The sequence below is a fragment of the Massilia cellulosiltytica genome (assembly GCF_047325105.1).
Taxonomy (GTDB): Bacteria; Pseudomonadota; Gammaproteobacteria; order Burkholderiales; family Burkholderiaceae_D; genus Telluria; species Telluria orientalis.
The window spans coordinates 1,664,546-1,686,977 of record NZ_CP168562.1 but is presented as its reverse complement, the minus strand read 5'-3'; the positions used below and the strand labels follow the sequence as shown (position 1 = coordinate 1,686,977).

Sequence of the window (22,432 nt, the reverse complement as noted above, 5' to 3'; positions counted from 1 at the left end):
ACACCAAAGCCGCCTACATGCGGGGAGATCGAAACAAAACGGGCGCGGGAAGATTCCCGCGCCCGTTTTGCTGTGTATGGTTGCCCGACTACATGCTGTTACAAAGATTAACGCTCCGGAAAGGTTCAGGGCACCCCGCACAGGCAGTGCGTGACGGCCGCGAACGGCTGTTTGCGGTCCGCGACGGCCGACAGCCAGCCGAGGTCCCTGGTGATGCCCGCCGTCGCGTTGCCGCCCAGCGCGGCCGCGCCGAGGTCGACCGGCAGCAGGCCCAGCTTCACTTGCACGTTCAGGATCTGCGCATTCGACAGGCCCATGCGCTCGAGCACGCGCTCGGCCAGCGTGGTCGGCTGCTCGGCATACATGACGCGGAAATCGTCGCCCAGCCTGGCGCGCTTGGCGGCCGAGCGCAGCGCGTCGCCGTAGCTGCCCAGGCGGTCGACGAGGCCGCGTTCCTTGGCCTGCGTGCCCGTCCACACGCGGCCCTGGCCCACTTCGTCGATCTTGGCCGGCGTCGTCTTGCGCGCGATGGCGGCCTTGGTCGTGAACTCGTCGTACACGTGGTTGATGCTCGACTGGATCAGCTGGCCGAAGCGCGGATCGAGGGGGCGCAGCGGATTGTAGGCGTCCGCGAGCCACGTGGTCGTCACGCCGGCCGTGTGGATGCCGAGTTTGTCGACGACCTTGTCCGCGGTCGGGAGGATGGCGAACACGCCGATCGAGCCGGTGACGGTGGACGGGTCGGCGATGACTTCGTCGGCCGCCATCGAGATCCAGTAGCCGCCCGACGCGGCCACGTCGCCCATCGACACGACGACGGGCTTGCCGGCCGCGCGCGTCAGTTCCAGCTCGCGCCGGATCAGTTCCGAACCGTAGGCGCTGCCGCCCGGCGAATTGACGCGCAGGACGACGGCCTTCACCGACGAATCCTCGCGCACGCTGCGGATCAGGTTCGCCGTCGAGATGCCGCCGACCATGCCGGGGCCGCCCGTGCCTTCCGTGATGTCGCCGGCCGCGACGACCACGGCGACCGCGTCGCCGAACGGCTTCTCCGGATTGCGCGCCATGTAGTCGCCGAAGCTCACCTGGCGGAAGCTCTTGATGCGGTCGTCGTACGCACCGCGCTTGATGAACATGTCGCGCACTTCGTCGCGGGTCTTGACGCCATCGATCAGCTTCCAGTCCAGCGCCACCTTGGCCGCGTTGCCGTTGGCCGCCTGCAGGCGCTGCGGCAGCTCGTCGATGCCTTTCGCGATCGACCCGGCCGGCAGCTTGCGCGCCTTCTCGACTTCGGCCGTGTACGCGGTCCACAGGCCGTTGTACAGGAACGCGTCCGCCTCCTGCGCGGCCTGCGACGGGCCGTTGCCGATGAACGGCTCCGCGAAGCTTTTATACGTGCCGACCTTCATCAGGTTGACGGTGACGCCGACCTTGTCCAGCGCGTCGCGGTAGTAATTGCGGTGGCGGCCGAAACCTTCGATCAGCACCATGCCCATCGGATGCAGGTAGATCTCGCTGGCGTGCGCGGCGATCAGGTAGCGCTTCTGGTCGAAGTTGCCGCCCCAGACGACGACGCGCTTGCCGGCCGCCTTCACGCGCTCGATGCCCGCGCCGATCTCGCGCACGGAAGCAAGACCGCCGCCATCCAGCTCGTCCAGCAGCACGAGGACTTCGTTCACGTTGCTGTCCTTCGCGGCGCCGTCCAGCGCCTTCAGCACGTCCGGCAGGCGCACGAGGCGGCGGCCGTTGCCCGCCAGGCCAGCGACGACGGAATCGCGCACGCTGCCCGCGCGTTCCTCGACCAGTTCGCCCTTCAGGTCGAGCACGAGTGCCGTCTTGGGCGCCAGCGGCTTGAGGCCGCCGCCGAACAGGGCCCAGAAGAAGGCGATCAGGATGACCAGGAAGATGAGGTTCAGCACGAAGCGGCGGGTGGCGTCGAGGCCGCGCCACAGCGCGCCGATGCCGCGGCGCAGGGAGGAGAAAGGCTTGAATGACATTGAGGCTCCGGCTAGTTGAGTTTCGGTTCGGTCAGTGCGGACGGCTCGGCGCGGCGCGAGATCGCGAACAGGCCGGCGAATACGAGGGCGCCGTTCACGATCAGCAGTTCGAGGCCGAGGCGGTAACTGCCCAGCAGCGCATGCTGGTTATACTCCAGCAGCGCGCACACGACCGGCGCGACTATGGTCACCACGGGCACGAGGCGGTCGTGCAGCGTCCGCGTCGTCATCATGCCGAAGGCGAACAGACCGAGCAAGGGTCCGTATGTATAGCTGGCCAGTTTCAGGATGACGACGATCATGCTGGGATTGTCCACCCATTTGAACACGAGCACCATGGCCAGGAACAGCGCGGCGAACGCGAGGTGCACGTGGCGGCGCACGCGCATGCGCTGCCTTTCCGTCAGGTCGGTGCGGCGCTTGATGCCGAGGATGTCGATGCAGAACGTGGACGTCAGCGCCGTGATGGCGCCGTCGGCACTGGGGAACAGCGCCGAGACCAGCGCGACCAGGAAGATGATCTGCACCGCGGCGGGCAGGTGGCCCATGACGACCGCCGGGAAGATCTTGTCGCCCGTCGCCGTCACGCCGGCGATGGGCGCGTACAGGTACAGCAGGCCGCCCAGGAACAGGAAGGCGCACAGCACGACGACCAGCACGGCCGTGAGGCTCAAGAGGTTCTTCTGCGAATCCTGCAGGGTCTTCACGGAGATCGTCTTCTGCATCATTTCCTGGTCCATGCCCGTCATCGTCAGCACGATGAAGACGCCGGCCACGATCTGCTTGAGCCAGTAGCCGGGGCTGTCCGGGTCGTGCGTGAACACGCGCGCGAGGCCCCTGTCCTGCATCTGCCGCAACGCCTCGGGGATCGTCAGGTCGAGCTGGCCCAGCATGAACGCGACGCAGGCGAACAGGCCGGCCAGCATGCACGTCGTCTGCAGCGTATCGGTCCAGACGATGGTCTTCACGCCGCCCTGGACCGTGTACAGCAGGATCATGCCGAGGATGACGAAGGTCGTGAGCCAGAACGGGACGCCGAGGCTGTCGAGGATGATGGTCTGCAGGACCGCGACGACGAGGTACAGCCGGGCCGTGGCGCCGAACAGGCGCGACAGGATGAAGAACCCGGCGCCGCTCTGGTAGGCGCGCCGGCCGAGGCGCACGTCGAGGTAGTGGTAGATCGAGGTCAACCGGAGGCGGTAGTACAGCGGCAGCAGCAGGTAGACGACGGCGATGTAGCCGATCACGTAGCCGATGAGGATTTGCGCATAGCCGAAGCCGTCGGCCCCGACTGCGCCAGGCACGCTGATGAAGGTGGCGCCGGACAGCGTGGTGCCGACCATGCCGAACGCGACGAGCATCCAGTTGCTGCTCTTGTTACCGATGAAAAAACTGTCGTTGTTGGCACCGCGCCCCGTGGCCCAGGCGACGCCGAGCAGCAGGGCGAAATACGCGATGAGGATGCAGAAAAGTAAAGCCGGGGACATCGGGGATCCAAAAAGTTATCTGATCGCCCGGCAATATACCTGATATTAGATCCCCTGCCCCGGCATCCGCTCGAACGGCCCGATGCACGCCTCCATCGTCTCGTCGCGGCACATCACGAAGCGCGCGCCGGACGGGTGGAAGCGGATGTAGTTGGTGGCGCGCGTGCCCGGCTTCATGATCTCGCCGGAGCAATCCTGCTTGCCGTTGTCCTTCACGATCTTGTCGTCGAGTTTATAAAAACCCTTGGCGCTGGGCTGTTCGGCGACCGTGAATTCGCTTTCCGACACTTCGTCCGCGCTTTTCACGAGCGTGGTGCCGTCGCCGCGGAAGTGGTACGTCTCGGAACAGCCGAGCTGCGGGATCGCGAGGATCCAGATGCCCAGCAAGGGATGCGCCGCGGAAGGTGCGGCGGCCTGGGACGGCAGCGCGGCGGTGGCGAGGAGGCAGGCGAAGAGACCGGTGAGCGTGCGCATGGTGGGCCTTTGCATGACAGTGGACGCGGGGGCGTTATTGTCATTATTGCACAGGCCCGGATGGGACGCGCGCGCAGCTAATCGTCGTTCCCGCGACAGCGGGAACCCATGCTGAGCGACAGAAGATCGCTACGTCGGATGCCTTGCGGGCCTGTCCGACGCGCGAATCCGGAAATTCAGCATGGATTCCCGCGTGCGCGGGAATGACGGTGTATCAGCCGTTCTCCGGCGGCGTCTTCGGCTTGGCCGGCCGGCGCGGCGCGCGCGCGGCCGGCTTGCGCGACGGTGCCTTGTGCGACGGGCGGGCCGACTTCTTGCGGGCCGATTTCGCGCCCAGCTCCTCGTCCTCGCCTTCCGCCGCAACGGACTCGGCGGGCGCAGCTTCCGCGACCGCAGCCTGCGCGTCCAGCGCCGCGGCGCTGTCTTCCTGCGCCACTGCCTCCGCGGTCACGGCCGTGCCGGCGGCCTCTTCCTTGCGCTTGCGCGGCGCGCGCGTCGCGCGGCGGCGTTCCTTCACCGGCGCGGGCGCGTCTTCGGCGGCGGCGACGGGTTCCTCGGCTGCAACAACAGGCTCAGGCGCCTCGGCCAGGTCCGGCGTCGGCGCGGGCCAGGTGGCGATCGCGGCTTCCTCGGAAACCGGCACGGCGTCCTGCACCGCTTCCAGCGCAGGCGCGGATGCCTGTCCTTCGCGGCCCTTGCGTCCGCGGCCGCCGCGGCGGCGCGGTTCGCGGGCGGCGGCCGGGATTTCCGTCGGCTGCTCGCCCTGGGTTTCCGCGGCCAGTTCGTCGCCGGCTTCCTGGGCAGCCGGCTCGGACGCCACCTGCGGCTGCTCGACGGGCGGCTCCAGCGGCGCGGCATCGACCGGCTGCAGGTCGACCTGGGCGTTGGCGCCGCGGAAGACATAGGTGCCGGATTTTTCGTCGCGGCCGAATTCGAACAGGCCGCGCGTCTGCGCCTCTTCCAGCAGGTTGCCGAACGTGCGGAAACCGTAATAGGTCTCGGAGAAGTCCGGACGGCGGCGCTTCAGCGTGTCCTTCAGCAGCGAGGCCCAGATCTTGCCGGTGTCGCCGCGTTCCGAGACGAGCGCGTCGAACGTCTCGACGACCATCTCCAGCGCCTGCAGCTTGCGCGCTTCCATGTCTTCGCGCTTGCGGTTGTTCTCGTCCGACGGACGGCGGCCCTGCTGCGGCTGGGCCTTGCGCTCGTCGCGCTTGGCGGCGGCGCGGCGCTGTTCGCGCACGAGGTCGTCGTAGAAGATGAATTCGTCGCAGTTGGCGACCAGCAGGTCCGACGTCGACTGCTTGACGCCCACGCCGATCACCCGTTTCGCATTCTCGCGCAGCTTGGAGACGAGCGGCGAGAAGTCCGAGTCACCGGAGACGATCACGAACGTGTTCACGTGCGATTTCGTGTAGCACAGGTCGAGCGCGTCCACGACCATGCGGATGTCGGCGGAATTCTTGCCCGACTGGCGCACGTGGGGGATTTCGATCAGTTCGAAGTTCGCTTCATGCATCGTCGCCTTGAAGCCCTTGTAGCGATCCCAGTCGCAATAGGATTTCTTGACCACGATGCTGCCCTTGAGCAGCAGGCGTTCGAGGACGGGCTTGATGTCGAACTTCTCGTAATTCGCATCGCGCACGCCGAGTGCGACGTTTTCGAAGTCGCAGAACACCGCCATGCTGATATTGTCTGGAGATGAAGCCATGTGTGTTGTTGTGTGGTTGGTAGACAAGCTGACCACGGATTATACGCAACAACGTCGGCGGCGCCGTCGCGGACGCGTCCGGTGTCCGCGCGGTCAGCCCAGCCGCTCCAGCGTGGCCGGGTCGGGACGGCCGTCGAAGAACTGGTCCAGGCAGGTCTGGAAGATCGCTTCGTGGGGCGCGACGTCGGCAAACAGGGTCATCGAGGAATGGAATTTCAGGTTGTCCGGGTGGCCGAAGATCTCGTCGACGCCGCGGTCGTCGTGGCCCGCGACGGCCGTCGCGCAGGCGCGCAGGCGCGGGCCCAGCACGGGGTGCGCGAGATAGGCCGCGGCTTCGTCGGCGGAACGGATCGCGTAGCGCTGCGCCATCGCGCTGTGGCCCAGCCCCGCGATCTGCGGAAAGATGAACCACATCCAGTGGGTGCGCTTGTGGCCGGCGCGCAGCTCGGCCAGCGCCGCGTCGTAGACGCCGTGCTGGGCTTCCACGAAGCGTTCGAGGTTGAAGTCGGTTGCCATCGAGTGTCCTCCTGACCGCATGCTACGCCATGTTTGTTAAAGTGGCGCCACCATGAAACCCGAACACCTCACCCTCCTCCTCACCCGCGAAATGCCCTACGGTAAGTACAAGGGCCGCACGATCGCCGACCTGCCCGGCCACTACCTGGGCTGGTTCGCCCGCGAAGGCTTTCCCAAGGGCGAGCTGGGCGAGCTGCTCGCCCTCATGTACGAGCTCGACCACAATAACCTGCGCAGCCTGCTCGATCCGTTGAAGCGTTGACTATACAGTCCAGCCTGTATATTATCGGACGCGTCCACCGTCGGACAGTGATCGAGGAATTCCCATGCCCCATGCAGACCCGAAGGATGTCGTACGCCGTTTCAACCTGGATGTCATCGAGCGCGGCGACCGCGCGGCCTTCGAGGCGTTGATGCTGCCGTCGTTCGTCAACCGCACGGCGCCGCCCGGCGCGGCGGATGGCCCGGAAAGCATGTGGCAAACGTTCGACCGCGTGCTGCGCCCGGCGCTGTCGGACCTGCGGGTCGAGATCCACGACCAGGTGGCGGAAGGCGCGAAAGTCACGTCGCGCAAGACCATCCGCGGCCGCCACACGGGCACGCTGCTGGGCGTCGCCGCGACGGGCCGCGACGTGGCGATCGACGTCATCGACATCGTCCGGGTCGAGGACGGCCGCTACGCCGAGCACTGGGGCGTGAACACGCTGGCGGCCGTGCTGGCCGGCCTGCGCCAGGGCTGATCGGGGAAAAGCTCAGCGTGCCGGATCGCCCAGGCGCTCGATCAGGCGGACGGCCGCGCGCAGTTCGGCGCATTCGCCGGGCGTCAGCCGCTCGGCGATGGTGTCCGCGATGTGGGCGACGCGCGTGGCGCGCATCGCGCGCAGCCGCTCGCGGCCCTGCGCCGTGACGGCGAACAGCACGCTGCGGCCGTCCTGCGGGTCCGGCGTGCGCTCGACGAGACCGTCCTCTTCCAGCTGCGCCGTCACGAGGCGCATGCTCTGGTGCTTGACGTTGCGGACCTGGGCCAGCGCGGCGATGTTCGCCGGGCCGCCACGGTCGAGCAGTTCCAGCGTGTCCGAACCGGCGGAACGGGGCGTGTCCGTGTCGTAGCGGACGGACCGCACGAACGCGCTCACGGCGCTGCGCAGCGCTTCGGCAAGGTCGACGACGTCGGGGCTCGGGCGGGTCATGGCTTTCCTTTACACGGGGCCGCGGGAGTGTACCGCATCGGCCCGAACCATCATCGAATTTTTCGATGCAAGAACGGAAAATAACTCGTTTTTCAACGGCGCAGGCTGTCCCTATACTGGCTTCCATCGACACCCGAACACACAAGGAGCAGATCATGATGGAAGTCCGCAGGAGCGAAGAACGGGGCGCCGCCCACCACGGCTGGCTGATGTCCAAGCACAGCTTTTCGTTCGCAGATTATTTCGACCCGCGCCACAGCGGCTTCGGCCCGCTGCTGGTGATCAACGAAGACCGCGTCGCCCCGGGCGCCGGCTTCGGCACGCACGGCCACCGCGACATGGAGATCATCTCGTACGTGCTGGACGGCGCGCTGGAACACAAGGACAGCATGGGCACCGGCTCCGTGCTGCACTACGGCGACGTGCAGCGCATGAGCGCCGGCAGCGGCGTGCGCCACAGCGAGTTCAACGGGTCGAAGACGGATCCCGTGCACTTCCTGCAAATCTGGATCGAGCCGGACACGAAAGGCATCCCGCCCAGCTATGAGGAAAAGCATTTTTCGACCGACAGCAAGAAGGGCAAGCTGCGCCTGGTCGCCTCGCGCGACGGCCGCCAGGACACCGTGCTGATCCACCAGGACGCGTCGATCTACGCCGCCATCCTGGACGAAGGCGACAAGGTCGAACATGCGCTCGACAGCGAGCGCCTGGCCTACGTCCACGTGATCCGCGGCGACGTCACGGTCAACGGCGTGCCGCTGAAGGATGGCGATGCGCTCAAGATCGGTGGCGAGGAACGGGTCGTGTTCGACAAGGCCGAGGCGGCGGAACTCCTGCTGTTCGACCTGCCGGCCTGACCGGCTGCGTGCCAGACTGCCAACGGGTCGCAAAAAAGCGGCCGTTGGTAGTCGTGCGCCCGCCACAATCGCGCGTCGAATGTTAAATGCCCCCGGTATAATGAAGCCCTACAGCAACTTTCGACTCCAACAACATGAGCGCACAACCCAGCGTCCTCGTCGTCGAGGATGACGTCCACATCGCCCACGTCCTCGGCTTCATGCTCGAGCGCCAGGGTTATCGCGTCATCCATGTGGCCGACGGCCGCGCCGCCGTCCAGCACGTCGTGTCGCAGCCGGCGCCGGACCTCGTGCTGCTGGACGTGATGCTGCCGTACGTGGACGGGTTCGAGATCGTGGGCCTGATCCGCGCGCAGGCCGGCTGGGAAGCCGTCCCCGTCCTCATGCTGACCGCCAAGAACACGGAGCGCGACACCGTGCGCGCCCTCGACGCCGGCGCCAACGACTTCATCATCAAGCCGTTCCAGCCGCAGGAATTGCTGGCGCGCCTGCGCCGCTTCCTCGCAGTGTCGTGAACCCGTCCGCATGATCCTGCCGACGGGAGGCGAAATTCCCACCCACGCGCTGGCGGCCGCGTTCACGGCGCCCGCCGATCCGGTCCTGGCGGCGGCGTACTGGACGGGCATCGGCGCCCTCCTCCTGACCCTGCTCCTCGGCGCGCAGATCATCCGCCTGCGCATGGCCCTGCGCCGGCGCGAACGCCGCGCCGCGCGCGCGCTGGCGCGCTGGCGTCCCGTCCTGAATGCGGCCATCGTCGGCGAGACGCCCGCAACGCTGCCGTCGCTCGGCAAGGCGGAGCGTCCGCACTTCATCAAGCTGTGGGTCCATCTGCAGGCCTCGTTGCGCGGCGAAGCGGGCGCCGCCCTGAACGACGTCGCGCGCCGCCTCGGCGTGGAGCGCGACGCGCGCGCCATGCTCGCGCGCGGCCCGCGCACGGAACGCCTGCTCGCGACGCTTCTCCTGGGCCACCTGGGCGACCGCGACTCGTGGGACACCCTGCGCGCGCTGGCCGAAAGCCCCGACGTGACCCTGTCGCTGTCCGCGCTGTGGGCGCTCGTGCGCATCGATCCGCACGCGGCCGCGGACTACCTCACGCCGCTGTTCGTCGCGCGCGACGACTGGGCGATGTCGCACGTGGCCGGCATCCTGAAGGAAGCGAGCGCGCCCGTCGCCGGCGTGCTGGCGGACCTGCTGCCGGCGCTGCCGCCGGCGCGTTTGCCGCGCGCGCTGCGCATCGCCGAAGCGCTGCGCATCGACCTGCCCGCGGACACGCTGTCCGCCGCCCTCGCCAGCGCCGATCTCGAACTCGTGACGGCCGCGCTGCGCATCGTCGCCACGCCCGGCCTGCGCGACCAGGTGCGCGGCCTGCTCGCGCATGCGGACTGGCAGGTGCGCGTGCTGGCCGCCAAGGCGCTGGGCCGCATCGGCGAGGCATCCGACGTCGACCGCCTCACCGCCCTCCTGGCCGACCGCGAGTGGTGGGTGCGCTACCGCGCCGCGCAGGCCATCGTCGACCTGCCCTGGTTGGGGCGCGCCCAACTCGACGCCCTGCGGGCATCGCTCACCGACCGCTTCGCCGCCGACATCCTGGGCCAGGTCATCGCCGAAAGGACCGCATGATGACGCACCACCTGCTCATCCAGTTCGTCACCTGGTTCGTCCTGTGCTACTTCATCTTGCTCAACGGCGGCTACCTCGTGCTGAACATGCTGTCGCTGCGCACGCTGCACCGCAAGGGCCAGGAAGAGATGCTCGACGATTTGCCGCGCGCCTATTCCGGCCTGGAGCCGCCCGTCAGCATCCTCGTGCCCGCGTATAACGAGGAAGCGACGATCGCGGCCTCGGTGCGCTCGATGCTGCAGCTGACGTATTCCGAATACGAAGTGCTGGTCGTGAACGACGGCTCGAAGGACGACACGCTCGCCGTGCTGAAGCGCGAATTCGGCCTGCTGCCCTTCCCCGAAGCCTACCGCCGCCAGATCAGGACGAAGGACATCCGCCAGGTCTACCGCTCCACGCGCTTCCCGAACCTGCGCGTGATCGACAAGGACAACGGCGGCAAGGCCGACTCGCTGAACGCGGGCATCAACGCCTCGCGCTACCCGCTCGTGTGCGGCGTGGACGCCGACTCGATCCTGCAGCGCGACAGCCTGGAAAAGGTCACGGAGCCGTTCCTGCGCGACCCGACCGTCGTCGCGACGGGCGGCACGATCCGCGTGGCCAACGGCTGCGAAGTGACGGGCGGTTTCCTCACGAAGGTCGGCCTGCCGAAGAACGTGTGGGCGCTGTTCCAGGTCGTGGAATATCTGCGCGCGTTCCTGTTCGGGCGGCTCGGCTGGTCGTCCGTGAACGGCATGCTGATCATCTCCGGCGCGTTCGGCGTGTTCCGCAAGGACACCGTGATCATGGCGGGCGGCTACCGTCCCGACACGATCGGCGAGGACATGGAACTGATCGTCCGCATGCACCGCCTGCTGCGCGAGAAGCGCCAGCCGTACAAGGTCGAATTCGTGCCCGATCCCGTGTGCTGGACCGAGGCGCCGGAAGACTACAAGACGCTGAAAAACCAGCGCATCCGCTGGCAGCGCGGCCTGGCCGAGAGCCTGAACGCCAACTGGGGCCTGATGTTTTCGCGCAACGGCGGCGTGCCGGGCTGGCTCGCCTTCCCGTTCATGCTGCTGTTCGAGTGGCTCGGCCCCCTCGTCGAAGTGGGCGGCTACATCTTCATGACCTGGTCGTTCCTCACGGGCGAGATCTCGTGGCAGGCGTTCACCACGTTCATGTTCGTCGCGATCGGCCTCGGCATCCTGCTGTCGGCCTCGGGGCTGCTGCTGGAAGAGATGTCCTTCCACATCTACCCGCGCGGCAAACAGCTGCTGGCGCTGGCTGCCGTCGTGCTGCTGGAGAACCTCGGCTACCGGCAACTCAACACGATGTGGCGCCTGATCGGCCTGTGGCGCTGGGTCATGCAGAAGGAATCGACGTGGGGTACGATGAAGCGCAAGGGCGACTGGCAGGCCAGCACGCCGAAAGGTCCCTGATGATCCATCGATTCCTGTTGCCCCTGCTCGCCATGTCCCTGCCGGCCCACGCCGCCACGCTGCACCAGTGCGCCGCCGACGGCAAGGTGCGCTACGTCGTCGACGACCAGCCCCGCAGGCCGGGCTGCACGAGCGTGGCGCTGCCGCCCGGCGCGCAGGTCGAGACGGTGTACCCGCTCGCGCCCGGCGAGACCCCGGAGAACACCATTCTCCTGCACGGCAACGTGGCCGACGGCCGCTTCGCCGTCAGCGAGCACGAACTGCCGTCGTCGAAATCCGGTCCGGAACGTCCTGGACCGATGCCTCTTCACGCGAACCTGCTGGCGCGCATGCGCGCACGCACGTTCGGCGTCGAGGAACGCGTGCAGGCGACATTGACGGACGGCCGCCTGCAAGTGACCTGCCGCCCCGGCCAGCGCGCCGCCGGCGTGATCCTCACGGGCCCGTGGTTCATGACGCGCGCGAACGCGCTGCTGGCCGCCACCTGGACGGCGCAAGGCGGATCGTTCACGTGGCAAGTGGCCGACGAGGCCCGCCGCGCGCGCGACGACGCGTTCGACCTGGGCACCGCCGCGCCGAACGCGAAGGCCGCGCACTTCGTGCTGCCGGCGCGACTGGACCGCGCCGGCTGGCGCCAGTTCGTGCTGTTGTGCCCCGCATCGCAGGCAGGCATCGACGTGGACTCGCTCGCGCTGGAACCGGCCGCGGCGTCCGCACCGGCACCCCGTTCGACGTGGGTCTGGCGCCCCGGCGACTGGATCGACGGCGGCCCCGCCCTGCTCGACTGGGCCGCGGCCCAGGGCATCCGCGAACTGTTCGTCACGGTGCCGCTGAAGGACGGCGCCGCCGTGCGCGCGCCCGACCTGCTGGCCGCGTTCGTGCGCCAGGCGGGCGCCAGGGGCATCGGCATCCATAGCGTCGACGGCGACCCGCACATGGTGCTGGCGGACGCCATCCCGGCCGTCGCGAAGCGCGTGCAGGCCTATGCGGCCTACAACGCCGCGCAGCCTCCGGAAGCCCGTTTGCGCGGCGTCCAGTTCGACGTGGAGCCCTATCTGCTGCCGGACAACGTGCTGCCCGCGGCCAGGCGCGACGCCGCCTATATCGACATGGCACGCGCCGTGAAAGCGGCGGCCGGCGAGACGCTGCGCGTGGAATTCGTCGTGCCGTTCTGGTGGGGCAAGAACCAGGCGCTGCTGGATGCGCTGGCGCCCCACGCGGACGCCCTCGCCGTGATGGATTACCGCACCGACCGCGAGCAGATCGTCGATTTCGCGATCCCGTTCCTCGACTGGGCCGGCGCCCACGGCCGCCGGGTGCGCATCGCGCTCGAAGCGGGGCCCATCGATTCGGAAGTCCAGCGCCGCTACGTGCGGGCCGCGGACGGTCCCGGCGACCTGCTGACCGTGGACGTCGCCGGCCGCCAGGTGCTGGCCCTGCTGCGCCAGCCGCTCGCCGCAAAGGATGCCCGGCTGTACCGCCTGCAATCGACGCGCGACATCGACGGCAGCGCCACCACCTTCCACAAGGACAAGGCCGCCCTGCTGCGCCTGCTGCCCGGCCTGGAAGCGGAATTCGGCGCGTGGGACGGCTTCGGCGGCATCGCCGTCCACGAGCTGCGGTAACGGCTTCGCGTCAACTGCGGCAGGCGCCGGCCGGCCTTGTCTATGAAATCGTTTTCATATAATCTTGACGACGATCATCACGCACAAGACCTGGAGACCCGCTTGACCAACCCATCCCGCCGCAACGCCTTCAAAACCCTGCTGGCCGGCGCCGGCGCCGCATCGCTCCCCATCCTGCCCGCGCAAGCCGCTGCATCCGGAACCGCCGCCTGCGCGCCCGCCTTCCCGGGCTGGGGCCGCGGCATCGAAGGCCAGCGCAAGGCCGACCGCGGCGACGGCACGTACGTCAACCCGATCATCGCGGGCGACCACCCGGACCCGACGATCCTCAAGGACGGCAAGGACTATTACATGACCTTCTCGTCCTTCTTCTCGTACCCGGGCATCGTGATCTGGCATTCGACGGATCTCGTGAACTGGGCGCCCGTCGGCCCGGCCCTGAAAAAGCCGCTGGGCACGATCTGGGCGCTCGACCTGTGCAAGCACGACGGCCGCTACTTCATCTACATCCCGGCCGCGCCGGACGGCAATGCGTGGTCGATCTACGCCATCTGGGCCGACCGCATCGAGGGGCCGTGGAGCGACCCGGTCGACCTGAAAATCTCGGGCTGCATCGACCCGGGCCACGTCGTGGGCGAAGACGGCAAGCGCTACCTGTTCGTCAACGGCATCCGCCGCATCCGCCTCACGGACGACGGCCTCGCGACCGCCGGCGCCGTCGAACCGGCCTATCAACCGTGGCGCTATCCGGAAGACTGGGTCACGGAGAACTTCGCGCCGGAAGGCCCGAAGCTGCTGCGCCATGGCGACTACTTCTACCTGATCACGGCGGTGGGCGGCACGGCCGGTCCGGTGACGGGCCACATGGTGATCGCGGCCCGCTCGAAGTCGATCGACGGGCCGTGGGAGCACTGCCCGCACAACCCGCTCGTGCGCACGACCAGCACCAATGAACCGTGGTGGTCGCGCGGCCACGCCTCGCTCGTCGAAGGACCGGGCGGCGACTGGTGGATGATCTACCACGGCTACGAGAACGGCTACCGCACCCTGGGCCGCCAGACCTTGCTCGAGCCGATGGAATGGACGGCCGACGGCTGGTTCCGCGCGACCGGCGGCGACCTCTCGAAGCCGATCAGGAAGCCGCGCGGCGGCAAGGCGGGGCCGAACGGCTTCGCGCTGTCCGACGACTTTTCCAGGGACCGCTTCGGCGTCCAGTGGTCGTTCCACGACCCGGCGCCGGACGAGATGACGCGCGTGCGCTTCGCTAACGGCGGACTGGAAATCCGGGGCAAGGGGTCGATGCCGGCCGACAGCACGCCGCTCACGTGCGGCGTCGGCGACCGGTCGTACGAGGCCGAGATCACCCTCGACCTGGTCGGCCCGGCCGAGGGCGGCCTGCTCCTGTACTACAACCCGAAGGCATTCGTCGGCGTGGGCTTCACGCCGGATACGGTCAAGACGTACCAGTACGCCGAGGAGCAGCCGTGGGCGCGGCGTCCGCAAGCGATTTCCAGCGTGCGCGTGCGCCTGACGAACGATGCGAACGTGGTGACCTTCCGTTACTCGTTCGACGGCGGCAAGACATGGATCCTGCACGGCACGCGCATGGAAGTGTCTGGCATCCACCACAACGTGTTCGGTGGCTTCTTGAGCCTGAAAGTGGGCGTGTACGCGGCGGGCAAAGGAACCGTGCGCCTGCGTGATTTCCGCTACCACGCGCTGCCGTCGGGTTGACGCGACAAAAGCGGCCCGGGCGCGCGCCACGGGTGTTCCGGAACTGCTAGCATGCGCGGGAATCGTAACCAAAAGTCCACATGACAGCGAACCCGCCAAGCACCCGCCGCGCCGGCGACGTCCCCGACGACGCCCAGCGCCGCTTCGACGATCTGCTCGCCCACCTGCCGGCCGGCGTCGTGATGCACGATGCCGCGGGCCGCGTGGTGGCGGCCAACCGCCAGGCGCTGGCGCTGCTCGGGCGCACCGAGTGCGAGGCGCAGGAAGCGCCGGGCGGCGACGACGCCTGGCATTTCGTGCGCGCGGACGGCTCGCGCATGCCGCCCTCCGAATATCCCGTGAACGCGGTGCTGCGCACGGGCGCCAAGGTGTCGGACTTCGTCGTCGGCGTGTCCCGCCCGGCCCACGGCGACGTGCGCTGGGCGATCTGCAACGCGTATCCGGAGCGCGACGAGCATGGCGCCATCCACTGCGTCGTCGTCTGCTTCACGGACTGCACGGCCCTCAAGGACGCGGAACAGTCGCTGCACAAGTCCGAGGAGCGCATGCGTCTCGCGCTGCAGGGCTCGACCGATGCGCCGTGGGACTGGGACCTCGTCACGGGCGAACTCTATTACTCGGCGCGCTACTGGGAAATGCTCGGTTACGTGCCCGGCGAGATGCGGGCCGATCCCGAGGCATGGGTGCGCCTGACGCATCCCGAGGACCGCGCCTGGGTGGCCGCGTTCCTGGAAGACCTGCTGGCCGGCCCGCGCCAGGCCTACAGCATCGAATTCCGCCTGCTCCACCGCGACGGCCACTACGTCCCCGTGCTGAGCCGCGGTTTCATCCTGCGCGACGGCGCCGGCAAGGCGCTGCGCCTGTCCGGCACGAATACCGACCTCACGGAACGCAAGCAGGTCGAACACCGCATCCACGAACTGGCGTACTTCGACCAGTTGACGGGCCTGCCGAACCGGCGCTTCCTGATCGACGAGCTGGGGCAGATCCTCGCGCGCAACGGCCGCGCGGGCCGCCACGGCGCCCTGCTGTTCCTCGACCTCGACAACTTCAAGCTGCTGAACGACACGATGGGGCACGACGTCGGCGACCTGCTGCTGCGCGAGGTGGCGCGGCGGCTGCGCCGGGCGCTGCGCGAAGGCGATCACCTGGCGCGCCTGGGCGGCGACGAGTTCGTGATCGTGCTGGAAAACCTGGGCGCCAGCCCGGACGAGGCGACTGTCGAAGTCCATGCCGTGGGCCGCAAGATCCTCGACGTACTGGGCGAGCCCTTCGACCTGGCCGGGCGCCAATGCGCCAGCAGCCCGAGCATCGGCGTCACCCTGTTCGACGGTGCGCCCACCAGCATCGACGCGCTGCTGCGCCAGGCCGACCTCGCGATGTACCGCGCCAAGGAAGAGGGCCGCAACACGCTGCGCTTCTTCGATCCCGGCATGCAGGCGGCCGTCGACCGCCGGGCCGCGCTGTCGGCCGCGTTGCGCACGGGCCTCGCGCGGCGCCAGTTCGTGCTGTACTTCCAACCGCAGTTCGGCCACGACGGGAGTCTCGTCGGCGCGGAGGCGCTCGTGCGCTGGCAACGCGGCGTCGATGAACTGGTGGCCCCGGGCGAATTCATCGGCGCGGCCGAATCCGGCGGCCTGATCGCCGCGCTCGGGATGGACGTGCTGGAACAGGGCTGCCACGCGCTCGCGCGCTGGGCCAGGGCGCCGCATCTCGCCACGTTGAAGCTCGCGGTGAACATCAGCGTGCACCAGTTGCGCGACCCGGATTTCCCGCACGCCGTCGCCACCCTGCTGGCCGCGACGGGCGCGCCCGCCGACCGCCTCACGCTGGAACTGACGGAGAGCGTCTTCGCGCGCAACCCGGACGACCTGGTCGACCGCATGCAGCAGCTGCGCAGGCTCGGCGTGCACTTCGCGCTGGACGATTTCGGCACCGGCTATTCGTCGCTGGCCTACCTGGCCCGGTTTCCGCTGGCGGCGCTGAAGATCGACCGCTCGTTCGTGCAGGACGTCGACCACGACCCGAACGCGTCGTCGATCGTCGAAGCGATCATCGCACTGGCACGCAAGCTGCACCTGGCGACGATCGCCGAAGGCGTCGAACTGGATGCGCAGCACGCGTTCCTGGCCGCGCACGGCTGCGACGTGATGCAGGGCTATCTGCTGGGCCGTCCCGTCGCCATGGACGAATTCGAGCGGCGCTACGGCCGCGCTCAGGCTCAGGCCGCGAGCGGCAGTTCGACGTAGAACGTGGTGCCGATGCCCTCGGCGCTGTCGAACCAGATATTCCCGCCGAGTTCCTCGACGATCGTCTTGCAGATCGACAGGCCGAGGCCCGTGCCGCCCTGGCGGCGCGAATCGGCGCCGTCGGCCTGGGCGAAGCGCTGGAACACGCGCTCGCGGAACGCTTCCGGAATGCCCGCGCCTTCGTCGGCCACGGCCAGGCGCACGTGCTCCGCGCCCGCTTCGACCTGCGTGCGCACGGTAGATCCCGGCTCGGAAAACTTGATCGCGTTCGACAGCAGGTTCGTGAGCACCTGGGCCAGGCGGTCGCGGTCGACGTCCACGCGCGCGTGTTCCGCGCCGGGCGCCGCCACGCACGAGAGTTCGATGCCGGACTGCGTGGCGAAGCTCTGCATCGCGGCGACGGCATCCTCCGCCAGCGGCAGCAGGGGCTGCACTTCCTTCTCGAACGCCATGCTGCCGGCGTCCATCTTCTGGATGTCCAGCACGTCGCCGACCAGGCGCACGAGGCGTCCCGAGCTCGCGTTGGCGACGTCGACGAGGCCTTTCGCATCGGGCGGCAGCTCGCCCGCCATGCCGTCGGCCAGCAGCGCCAGCGACGCCGAAATCGCCGTCAGCGGCGTGCGCAGTTCGTGCGACACGGTCGACACGAATTCGTCCTTCATCCGTTCGACTTCCTTGCGCGCCGAGATGTCGTGCACGAACGCGGAGAAGAACAGGCCGTCGCCCGTGCCGGCCAGGCCCAGCGTCATTTCGACGGGGATTTCGCGGCCGTCGCGCGCGAGCAGGATGCGTTCGACGCGCTGGCCGAGGATGTCCAGTTCGCCCGTCTCGAGGAAGCCGGAAAGCAGTTCGCGCGAGCGGGCGCGGAAGCGCTCCGGCATCACGAGTTCCGAGACGACGCGCCCCAGCGCCTCGTCGCGCGACCAGCCGAGCATCTTCTCGGCCGCCGAGTTCCAGTCGCAGATGCGGCCGCGCATGTCGATGCCGACGAAGGCGTCCTGCGCCGTCTCGATGATGGTGGCGATGCGCTGCTCGTTGGCGCGCACGCTCGCCAGGGCCTGTTCCAGCTCGCGCGTGCGCTGGGCGACGCGCGCTTCCAGCGTCGCGTTCAAGTCTTCCAGCGCGCGCCGGCGCCGCACGAGGTTCGCCACCAGGGCGTTCAGCGTGGTGGCCAGCGCGCGCACCTCCGCATAACCGCCCCGCCGGATTTCGATGGGGGTCGTCTCGCCCGCGCGGATGCGCTGCGCGGCGTCGGCCAGGTCGCCCAGCGGCCGCGTGATGCGGCGCGCCAGCCACATGCCCGCCAGCGAAAACGCGCCCGCCAGCACCACGCCGGAGGCCAGGCCGTATTCGCGCAGGCGGCGCACGGGGGCGAACGCGTCGTCGACGTTCTGGCGCACGAGCACGGTCCAGCCCAGGCCGGGATACGCGCCGTAGCCGTGGCCCAACTGGTAGCCGACGAGGTACGAACGGCCGTCCGGCCACGTCTCGACGACGTAGCCGCCGCGCCGCTGCGCATGGGCCGCCTTCAGGCTCGGCAGGGTCAGGCGCCGGCCCGTCACGTCGGCCGGTCCGAGCAGCACGTTGCCGTCCGCATCCACGATCAACGCCTCGACCTGGCGCCTTGCGGCAATCCCGGCCATCACGGAACGCTCGACGTCGCGCGCCCATTGCCAGGACAGGTGCGCGCCCAGCACGCCGCGCGTCACGCCCTCGTCGTCGACGTAGGGAAAGGCGACGTCGACGAAGCGCCAGGGCTCGTCCTGCCTGGGCAGGTAGCGCGCGAGCAGCACGGCTTCGTGCACGTCGCCCGCGTGGATGCCGCGCAGGGCATTGCGGAACCACGGGCGCTTGGACACGTCCGCGCCTTCCAGCAAGCCCTCGGCCGAGACCTGCACCTTGCCATCCAGGCCGGCCAGGCCGATCCAGCTGTAGTAACCGAGGCTGTGCTGGATGCCGTCCAGCGTGGCGCGGCGGCGCTCCTGCGGCTGCCCTTCGGCCAGCACGCGGCGCCGGGCCAGCAGGCCCACCTCGCGGTAACGTTCGAACATGCCGCGTTCCAGCTTGTCGGACGTCTGCATCGCCAGCTCGGCCAGGCCGTGGCCGATGCTCGTCTGCACCTGTTCCGCCGACTTGCGTTCGATGATGGACGTCAGCACCAGCGTGAGGACGACGGACAGCAGCACGAAAGCGAGGGCGAGCCAGGCGCCGAGGGCGCGCGGGAGCAGGCGGCGGATGGATTTCAGGGGATTTGGCATGGCGATTTGGAGCCTAGCACAGCCAAGATTCCGTGCGGGAATTGTGTTGCACCACGTGAACACCCGGGATGCATTGTTGTATTTCCGACCAGCAGCACCCATATCGGATGGAGAGGCGGAGGGGCCGCGAAGGGGCCGATTACACGGCCATGTCCGATTTCCGGTAAACTCGCCTGTTACGTAACCATTATTCGCGCTATCGCCCAGGAAAAGCCATGCAAGACAATGCCACCGCGCCGTCCAACCTCGTCGACTACGTCACGTCGTGCTCCCTGCCGACGCCATGGGCGCAGTTCACCCTGCATGCGTTCGTCGAGCATTCGACCGGCAAGGAGCATCTGGCGATGACGCTGGGCGACCTGTCCACGGGCGACGCCCCGCTGGCGCGCATCCACTCCGAATGCCTGACGGGCGACGTGATGTTCTCGCAGCGCTGCGACTGCGGCGCCCAGCTGGAATCCGCGCTGCGCCGCATCGCCGACGAAGGCCGCGGCATCCTGCTGTACCTGCGCCAGGAAGGCCGCGGCATCGGCCTCGTGAACAAGATTCGCGCCTACCGCCTGCAGGAAGCCGGTGCCGACACGGTCGAGGCGAACCTGCAGCTGGGCTTCCACGCCGACGCGCGCAACTATGAACTCGTGCTGCCGATGCTGGAGCAGTTCGGCATCGAGGCCGTGCGCCTGATGACGAACAACCCGCGCAAGATCGACGCCCTCGGCAAGCTGGGCATCAAGGTCGCCGAGCGCGTGCCGCTGCTCGTCAACCGCAACGTCTACAACGAGAATTACCTGAACACCAAGCAGGCCAAGCTGGGTCACATGATGACCTCGGCCACCGAAGCGGTGCTCGACGGCGAAGCGTAATCCCTCGCCGCGGGCGGTTCTGGCAAGATGGAGGCACCATGCGCCTCCCATCCGCCGCCCTTGCCACCCTCTTCTTCGGCGCCGCCGCTTCGCTTGCCGCCGCTTCACTAGCCGGTGCTGCGGGCAAGGCGGATCAGCGCGCGAAACCGGCGCCGCAGCCGCCGCTCGTGATCCCGCCCGCCACGCCGCCCGCGACGACGCCACCCGCGCCCGGCCCCGGCGAGACGGACGAAACGGCCGCGCTGCCCACGCCCTCCAGCGCCGCGCAAACCCTCTATTCCGCCGCCAGCGCCGACCTGCTGCAGATCCGCATGTTGCTGCGCAACGGCCGCAGCCAGTCCAGCGTCGGCTCCGGCTTCCTCGTCGGCACGGGCAACCTCGTGCTGACCAATTACCACGTCGTGTCGCAGATGGCGCTCGACCCTGACGTCTACCTCGGCGAATACGTCGACACGGACGGCAAGAGCGGCCCCATCGAACTGCTTGCGGTGGACGTGCTGCACGACCTGGCCGTCGTGCGCGTGAACCGCAACGGCACGGGCTTTTTCCAGGTCGGCGACAAGCCCGTGAAACTCGTGCAGGGCCAGTACCTGTATTCGCTCGGCAATCCGCTCGACCTCGGCTTCGCGATCTCGGAAGGCTCGTACAACGGCATCGTCACGCGCAGCTTCTACGAGCAGCTGATTTTCACGGGCCCCATCAACTCCGGGATGAGCGGCGGGCCCAGCGTGACTGCGGCCGGCGTCGTGGCGGGCGTGAACGTCTCCAAGCGCCGCGACGGCGAGCTGGTCAGCTTCCTCGTGCCCATCAAGTATGCGCAGGCGCTGCTGCGGCAGGCGTCGGCACAGCCGCATCCGCCCAAGGATTTCAATCCGCTGATCGGGCAGCAGTTGCTGGCGCACCAGCGCGCGCTGATCGACCGCCTGCTGGCCGAGCCGCTGTCGATGCGCGCGATGGGGCCGTACCAGGTGCCCGTGCGCGAATCGCAGCAGTTGCGCTGCTGGGGCCGCTCGAACTTCCGCGCCGAGGCCGAGTACACGGTCGACTCCGTCAGCTGCGCGATGGAAGCGGCGATCTACGTGTCGGATACGCAGCAGACGGGCCACGTGTCGATGACGCACCAGGTGCTCCGTTCGAGTTCCCTGCACCCGTTGCAGTTCGCCGTGCTGGCAAGCAGCCGGTTTCGCGTCGACAGCATCGGCACCGGCCGCGACACGCGCCTGACGCGGCCCGCCTGCGCCGAGATGTTCGTGCACACGGCGACCTTGCCCGTGCGCGCCGTGACATGCGTGCGCGCCTACCGCAAGTTCGCCGGGCTGTACAACTTCACGTTGCTGGCCGCCAGCACGGACGATCCGCACGCCAGCCTGCAGAGCCGGCTCGACCTGGCGGGCGTCTCGTACGAGAACGGCATGCGCGCGACGCGGGCATTTTTAGCGGCACTTGGACGGAGCCGCAGATGAACGGCCCATGGTTCGTCGAGCTGCTGGCCAGGAACGGCGACGTGCTGCACCGCCAGCGCGTCGACGGCCTGCCGATCCGCATCGGGCGCGGCTACGACAACGACGTGATCCTCGACGACGACTACGCGGCCGCGGCGCACGCCGTCGTCGAGCAGGATGCATCCGGCCGGCTGCTGCTGCACGACCTGGGCACCCGCAACGGCATCGTCATCCAGGGCAAGCGCCGGCAGGACGCCGAGCTGACGGGCGGCACGGTCGTCCGTATCGGCCACACGGCGCTGCGCGTGCGCGCGGCCGACTTCCCCGTCGTGCCGGAACTCCTCGACCGCACGTTCCACGGCTGGGAAGGGGTGCTGCCCGCCGCCGCGGGCCTGGCGCTCGCGGGCGGCGTGGCCCTGCTGGCGCGCTGGCTCAGCGACACGGAATATTTCCAGCTGGCGCGCTACGCAGAGGCGCTCGCGGGCGGACTCGCGGCCGCGCTGCTGTGGGGCGGCATCTGGGCGTGCGCCAACCGGCTGTTCGCGCGCCACGCGCGGCTGGGCCGGCACGTGTTCGTGTTCGGCTGCGGCGCCGCGGCCCTCGCCGGCTATGCGCTGCTGGGCAGCACGCTCGGCTACGCCTTGTCCGCCGAAGGGTTCACGCATTACGCCTCGCACGTCGCGACGGTGCTGCTGGCCGGGATGATTTATTTTCACCTGTGCACGATTCGCCCCCGCAATCGCACCCGCTACCGCTGGGTCTGCGCCGGCCTTGCCGTGCTATGCTCCGGGCTGATTCTGGCTGGCAATGTGCAGCGCACGGGCCGTCTATCGGACGAGTTGTACATGTCCGTGCTGATGCCGCCCGCCATCCGCGTGAGCCCCGACCATGGCGTGGACGAGTTCATGCGCGACGTGGAAGCGATGAAGGGCCCGCTCGACCGCAGCCGCGGGCGCAAGCCGGGCGACGACGAGATCAACGATTGACGCAC

General features: G+C 68.5%; 19 protein-coding genes. 12 read left to right on the top strand and 7 right to left on the bottom strand.

Features of this window, described 5'->3' with window-relative positions; translation table 11 throughout:
* Positions 1–125: 125 nt before the first annotated feature.
* From sppA to ACEN9H_RS07505, 5 genes are all read right to left on the bottom strand, one after another.
* Positions 126–1,997, bottom strand: a complete 1,872-nt coding sequence (gene sppA / locus ACEN9H_RS07525; protein ID WP_413674270.1) for a signal peptide peptidase SppA — start codon at positions 1,995–1,997, stop codon at positions 126–128.
* A gap of 11 nt (positions 1,998–2,008) precedes the next feature.
* Complete coding sequence (locus ACEN9H_RS07520; protein WP_413674269.1) at positions 2,009–3,484, bottom strand: sodium:solute symporter; 1,476 nt, start codon at positions 3,482–3,484, stop codon at positions 2,009–2,011.
* 45 nt (positions 3,485–3,529) lie between these two features.
* A complete protein-coding gene (locus ACEN9H_RS07515; RefSeq protein ID WP_371768117.1) occupies positions 3,530–3,958 on the bottom strand; it encodes a hypothetical protein in 429 nt (142 codons plus the stop codon).
* Between the two features lie 214 nt (positions 3,959–4,172).
* Positions 4,173–5,666, bottom strand: a complete 1,494-nt coding sequence (locus ACEN9H_RS07510; RefSeq protein WP_413674268.1) for an NYN domain-containing protein — start codon at positions 5,664–5,666, stop codon at positions 4,173–4,175.
* A gap of 93 nt (positions 5,667–5,759) precedes the next feature.
* On the bottom strand, positions 5,760–6,182 hold the full coding sequence (locus ACEN9H_RS07505) for a DUF1810 domain-containing protein (RefSeq protein ID WP_413674267.1): 423 nt from the start codon (positions 6,180–6,182) through the stop codon (positions 5,760–5,762).
* 52 nt (positions 6,183–6,234) lie between these two features.
* On the opposite strand from ACEN9H_RS07505, the gene ACEN9H_RS07500 reads away from it, so the two are divergent.
* Together ACEN9H_RS07500 and ACEN9H_RS07495 are read left to right on the top strand one after the other, a co-directional pair.
* Entirely contained in the window at positions 6,235–6,444 is a 210-nt protein-coding gene (locus tag ACEN9H_RS07500) for a DUF3820 family protein (RefSeq protein WP_056137110.1), read from the top strand.
* A 64-nt stretch (positions 6,445–6,508) separates the two neighbouring features.
* Positions 6,509–6,922: an ester cyclase gene (locus ACEN9H_RS07495; protein WP_371764416.1), complete on the top strand. Its 414-nt coding sequence runs from the start codon at positions 6,509–6,511 to the stop codon at positions 6,920–6,922.
* Positions 6,923–6,934: 12 nt separating this feature from the next.
* Here ACEN9H_RS07495 and ACEN9H_RS07490 read toward each other — a convergent pair whose 3' ends face one another.
* Entirely contained in the window at positions 6,935–7,372 is a 438-nt protein-coding gene (locus ACEN9H_RS07490; RefSeq protein ID WP_413674266.1) for a MarR family winged helix-turn-helix transcriptional regulator, read from the bottom strand.
* Between the two features lie 155 nt (positions 7,373–7,527).
* On the opposite strand from ACEN9H_RS07490, the gene ACEN9H_RS07485 reads away from it, so the two are divergent.
* From ACEN9H_RS07485 to ACEN9H_RS07455, 7 genes are all read left to right on the top strand, one after another.
* Positions 7,528–8,229: a pirin family protein gene (locus ACEN9H_RS07485; protein WP_056137105.1), complete on the top strand. Its 702-nt coding sequence runs from the start codon at positions 7,528–7,530 to the stop codon at positions 8,227–8,229.
* 134 nt (positions 8,230–8,363) lie between these two features.
* Complete coding sequence (locus ACEN9H_RS07480; protein WP_056137104.1) at positions 8,364–8,744, top strand: response regulator transcription factor; 381 nt, start codon at positions 8,364–8,366, stop codon at positions 8,742–8,744.
* 10 nt (positions 8,745–8,754) lie between these two features.
* Positions 8,755–9,849, top strand: a complete 1,095-nt coding sequence (locus tag ACEN9H_RS07475) for a HEAT repeat domain-containing protein (RefSeq protein WP_413674265.1) — start codon at positions 8,755–8,757, stop codon at positions 9,847–9,849.
* Positions 9,846–11,270, top strand: coding sequence for a glycosyltransferase family 2 protein (locus ACEN9H_RS07470; protein WP_156404005.1), 1,425 nt, complete (start codon positions 9,846–9,848; stop codon positions 11,268–11,270). The genes ACEN9H_RS07475 and ACEN9H_RS07470 overlap by 4 nt, the downstream gene beginning before the upstream one ends.
* Complete coding sequence (locus ACEN9H_RS07465) at positions 11,270–12,895, top strand: hypothetical protein (RefSeq protein ID WP_413674264.1); 1,626 nt, start codon at positions 11,270–11,272, stop codon at positions 12,893–12,895. Before ACEN9H_RS07470 ends, ACEN9H_RS07465 begins: the two co-directional genes overlap by 1 nt.
* 102 nt (positions 12,896–12,997) lie before the next feature.
* On the top strand, positions 12,998–14,629 hold the full coding sequence (locus ACEN9H_RS07460) for a family 43 glycosylhydrolase (RefSeq protein ID WP_413674263.1): 1,632 nt from the start codon (positions 12,998–13,000) through the stop codon (positions 14,627–14,629).
* Positions 14,630–14,709: 80 nt separating this feature from the next.
* The gene (locus ACEN9H_RS07455; RefSeq protein ID WP_413674262.1) at positions 14,710–16,878 is read left to right on the top strand and encodes a putative bifunctional diguanylate cyclase/phosphodiesterase; all 2,169 of its coding nucleotides are present in this window, start codon (positions 14,710–14,712) and stop codon (positions 16,876–16,878) included.
* Here the strand turns inward: ACEN9H_RS07455 and ACEN9H_RS07450 are convergent.
* On the bottom strand, positions 16,851–19,136 hold the full coding sequence (locus ACEN9H_RS07450) for an ATP-binding protein (RefSeq protein WP_413674261.1): 2,286 nt from the start codon (positions 19,134–19,136) through the stop codon (positions 16,851–16,853). The two genes, ACEN9H_RS07455 and ACEN9H_RS07450, sit on opposite strands and share 28 nt — an antisense overlap.
* Before the next feature lie 215 nt (positions 19,137–19,351).
* Between ACEN9H_RS07450 and ribA the strand changes: the two genes are divergently transcribed.
* The 3 genes from ribA to ACEN9H_RS07435 are packed head-to-tail and all read left to right on the top strand — an operon-like array spanning position 19,352 to position 22,427.
* Positions 19,352–19,999 (top strand): GTP cyclohydrolase II, encoded by a 648-nt coding sequence (gene ribA, locus ACEN9H_RS07445; protein WP_056137096.1) that lies wholly within the window; start codon positions 19,352–19,354, stop codon positions 19,997–19,999.
* 38 nt (positions 20,000–20,037) lie between these two features.
* Positions 20,038–21,462 (top strand): S1C family serine protease, encoded by a 1,425-nt coding sequence (locus ACEN9H_RS07440; protein ID WP_413674260.1) that lies wholly within the window; start codon positions 20,038–20,040, stop codon positions 21,460–21,462.
* The gene (locus tag ACEN9H_RS07435) at positions 21,459–22,427 is read left to right on the top strand and encodes an FHA domain-containing protein (RefSeq protein WP_056137095.1); all 969 of its coding nucleotides are present in this window, start codon (positions 21,459–21,461) and stop codon (positions 22,425–22,427) included. Before ACEN9H_RS07440 ends, ACEN9H_RS07435 begins: the two co-directional genes overlap by 4 nt.
* Positions 22,428–22,432: the final 5 nt, after the last annotated feature.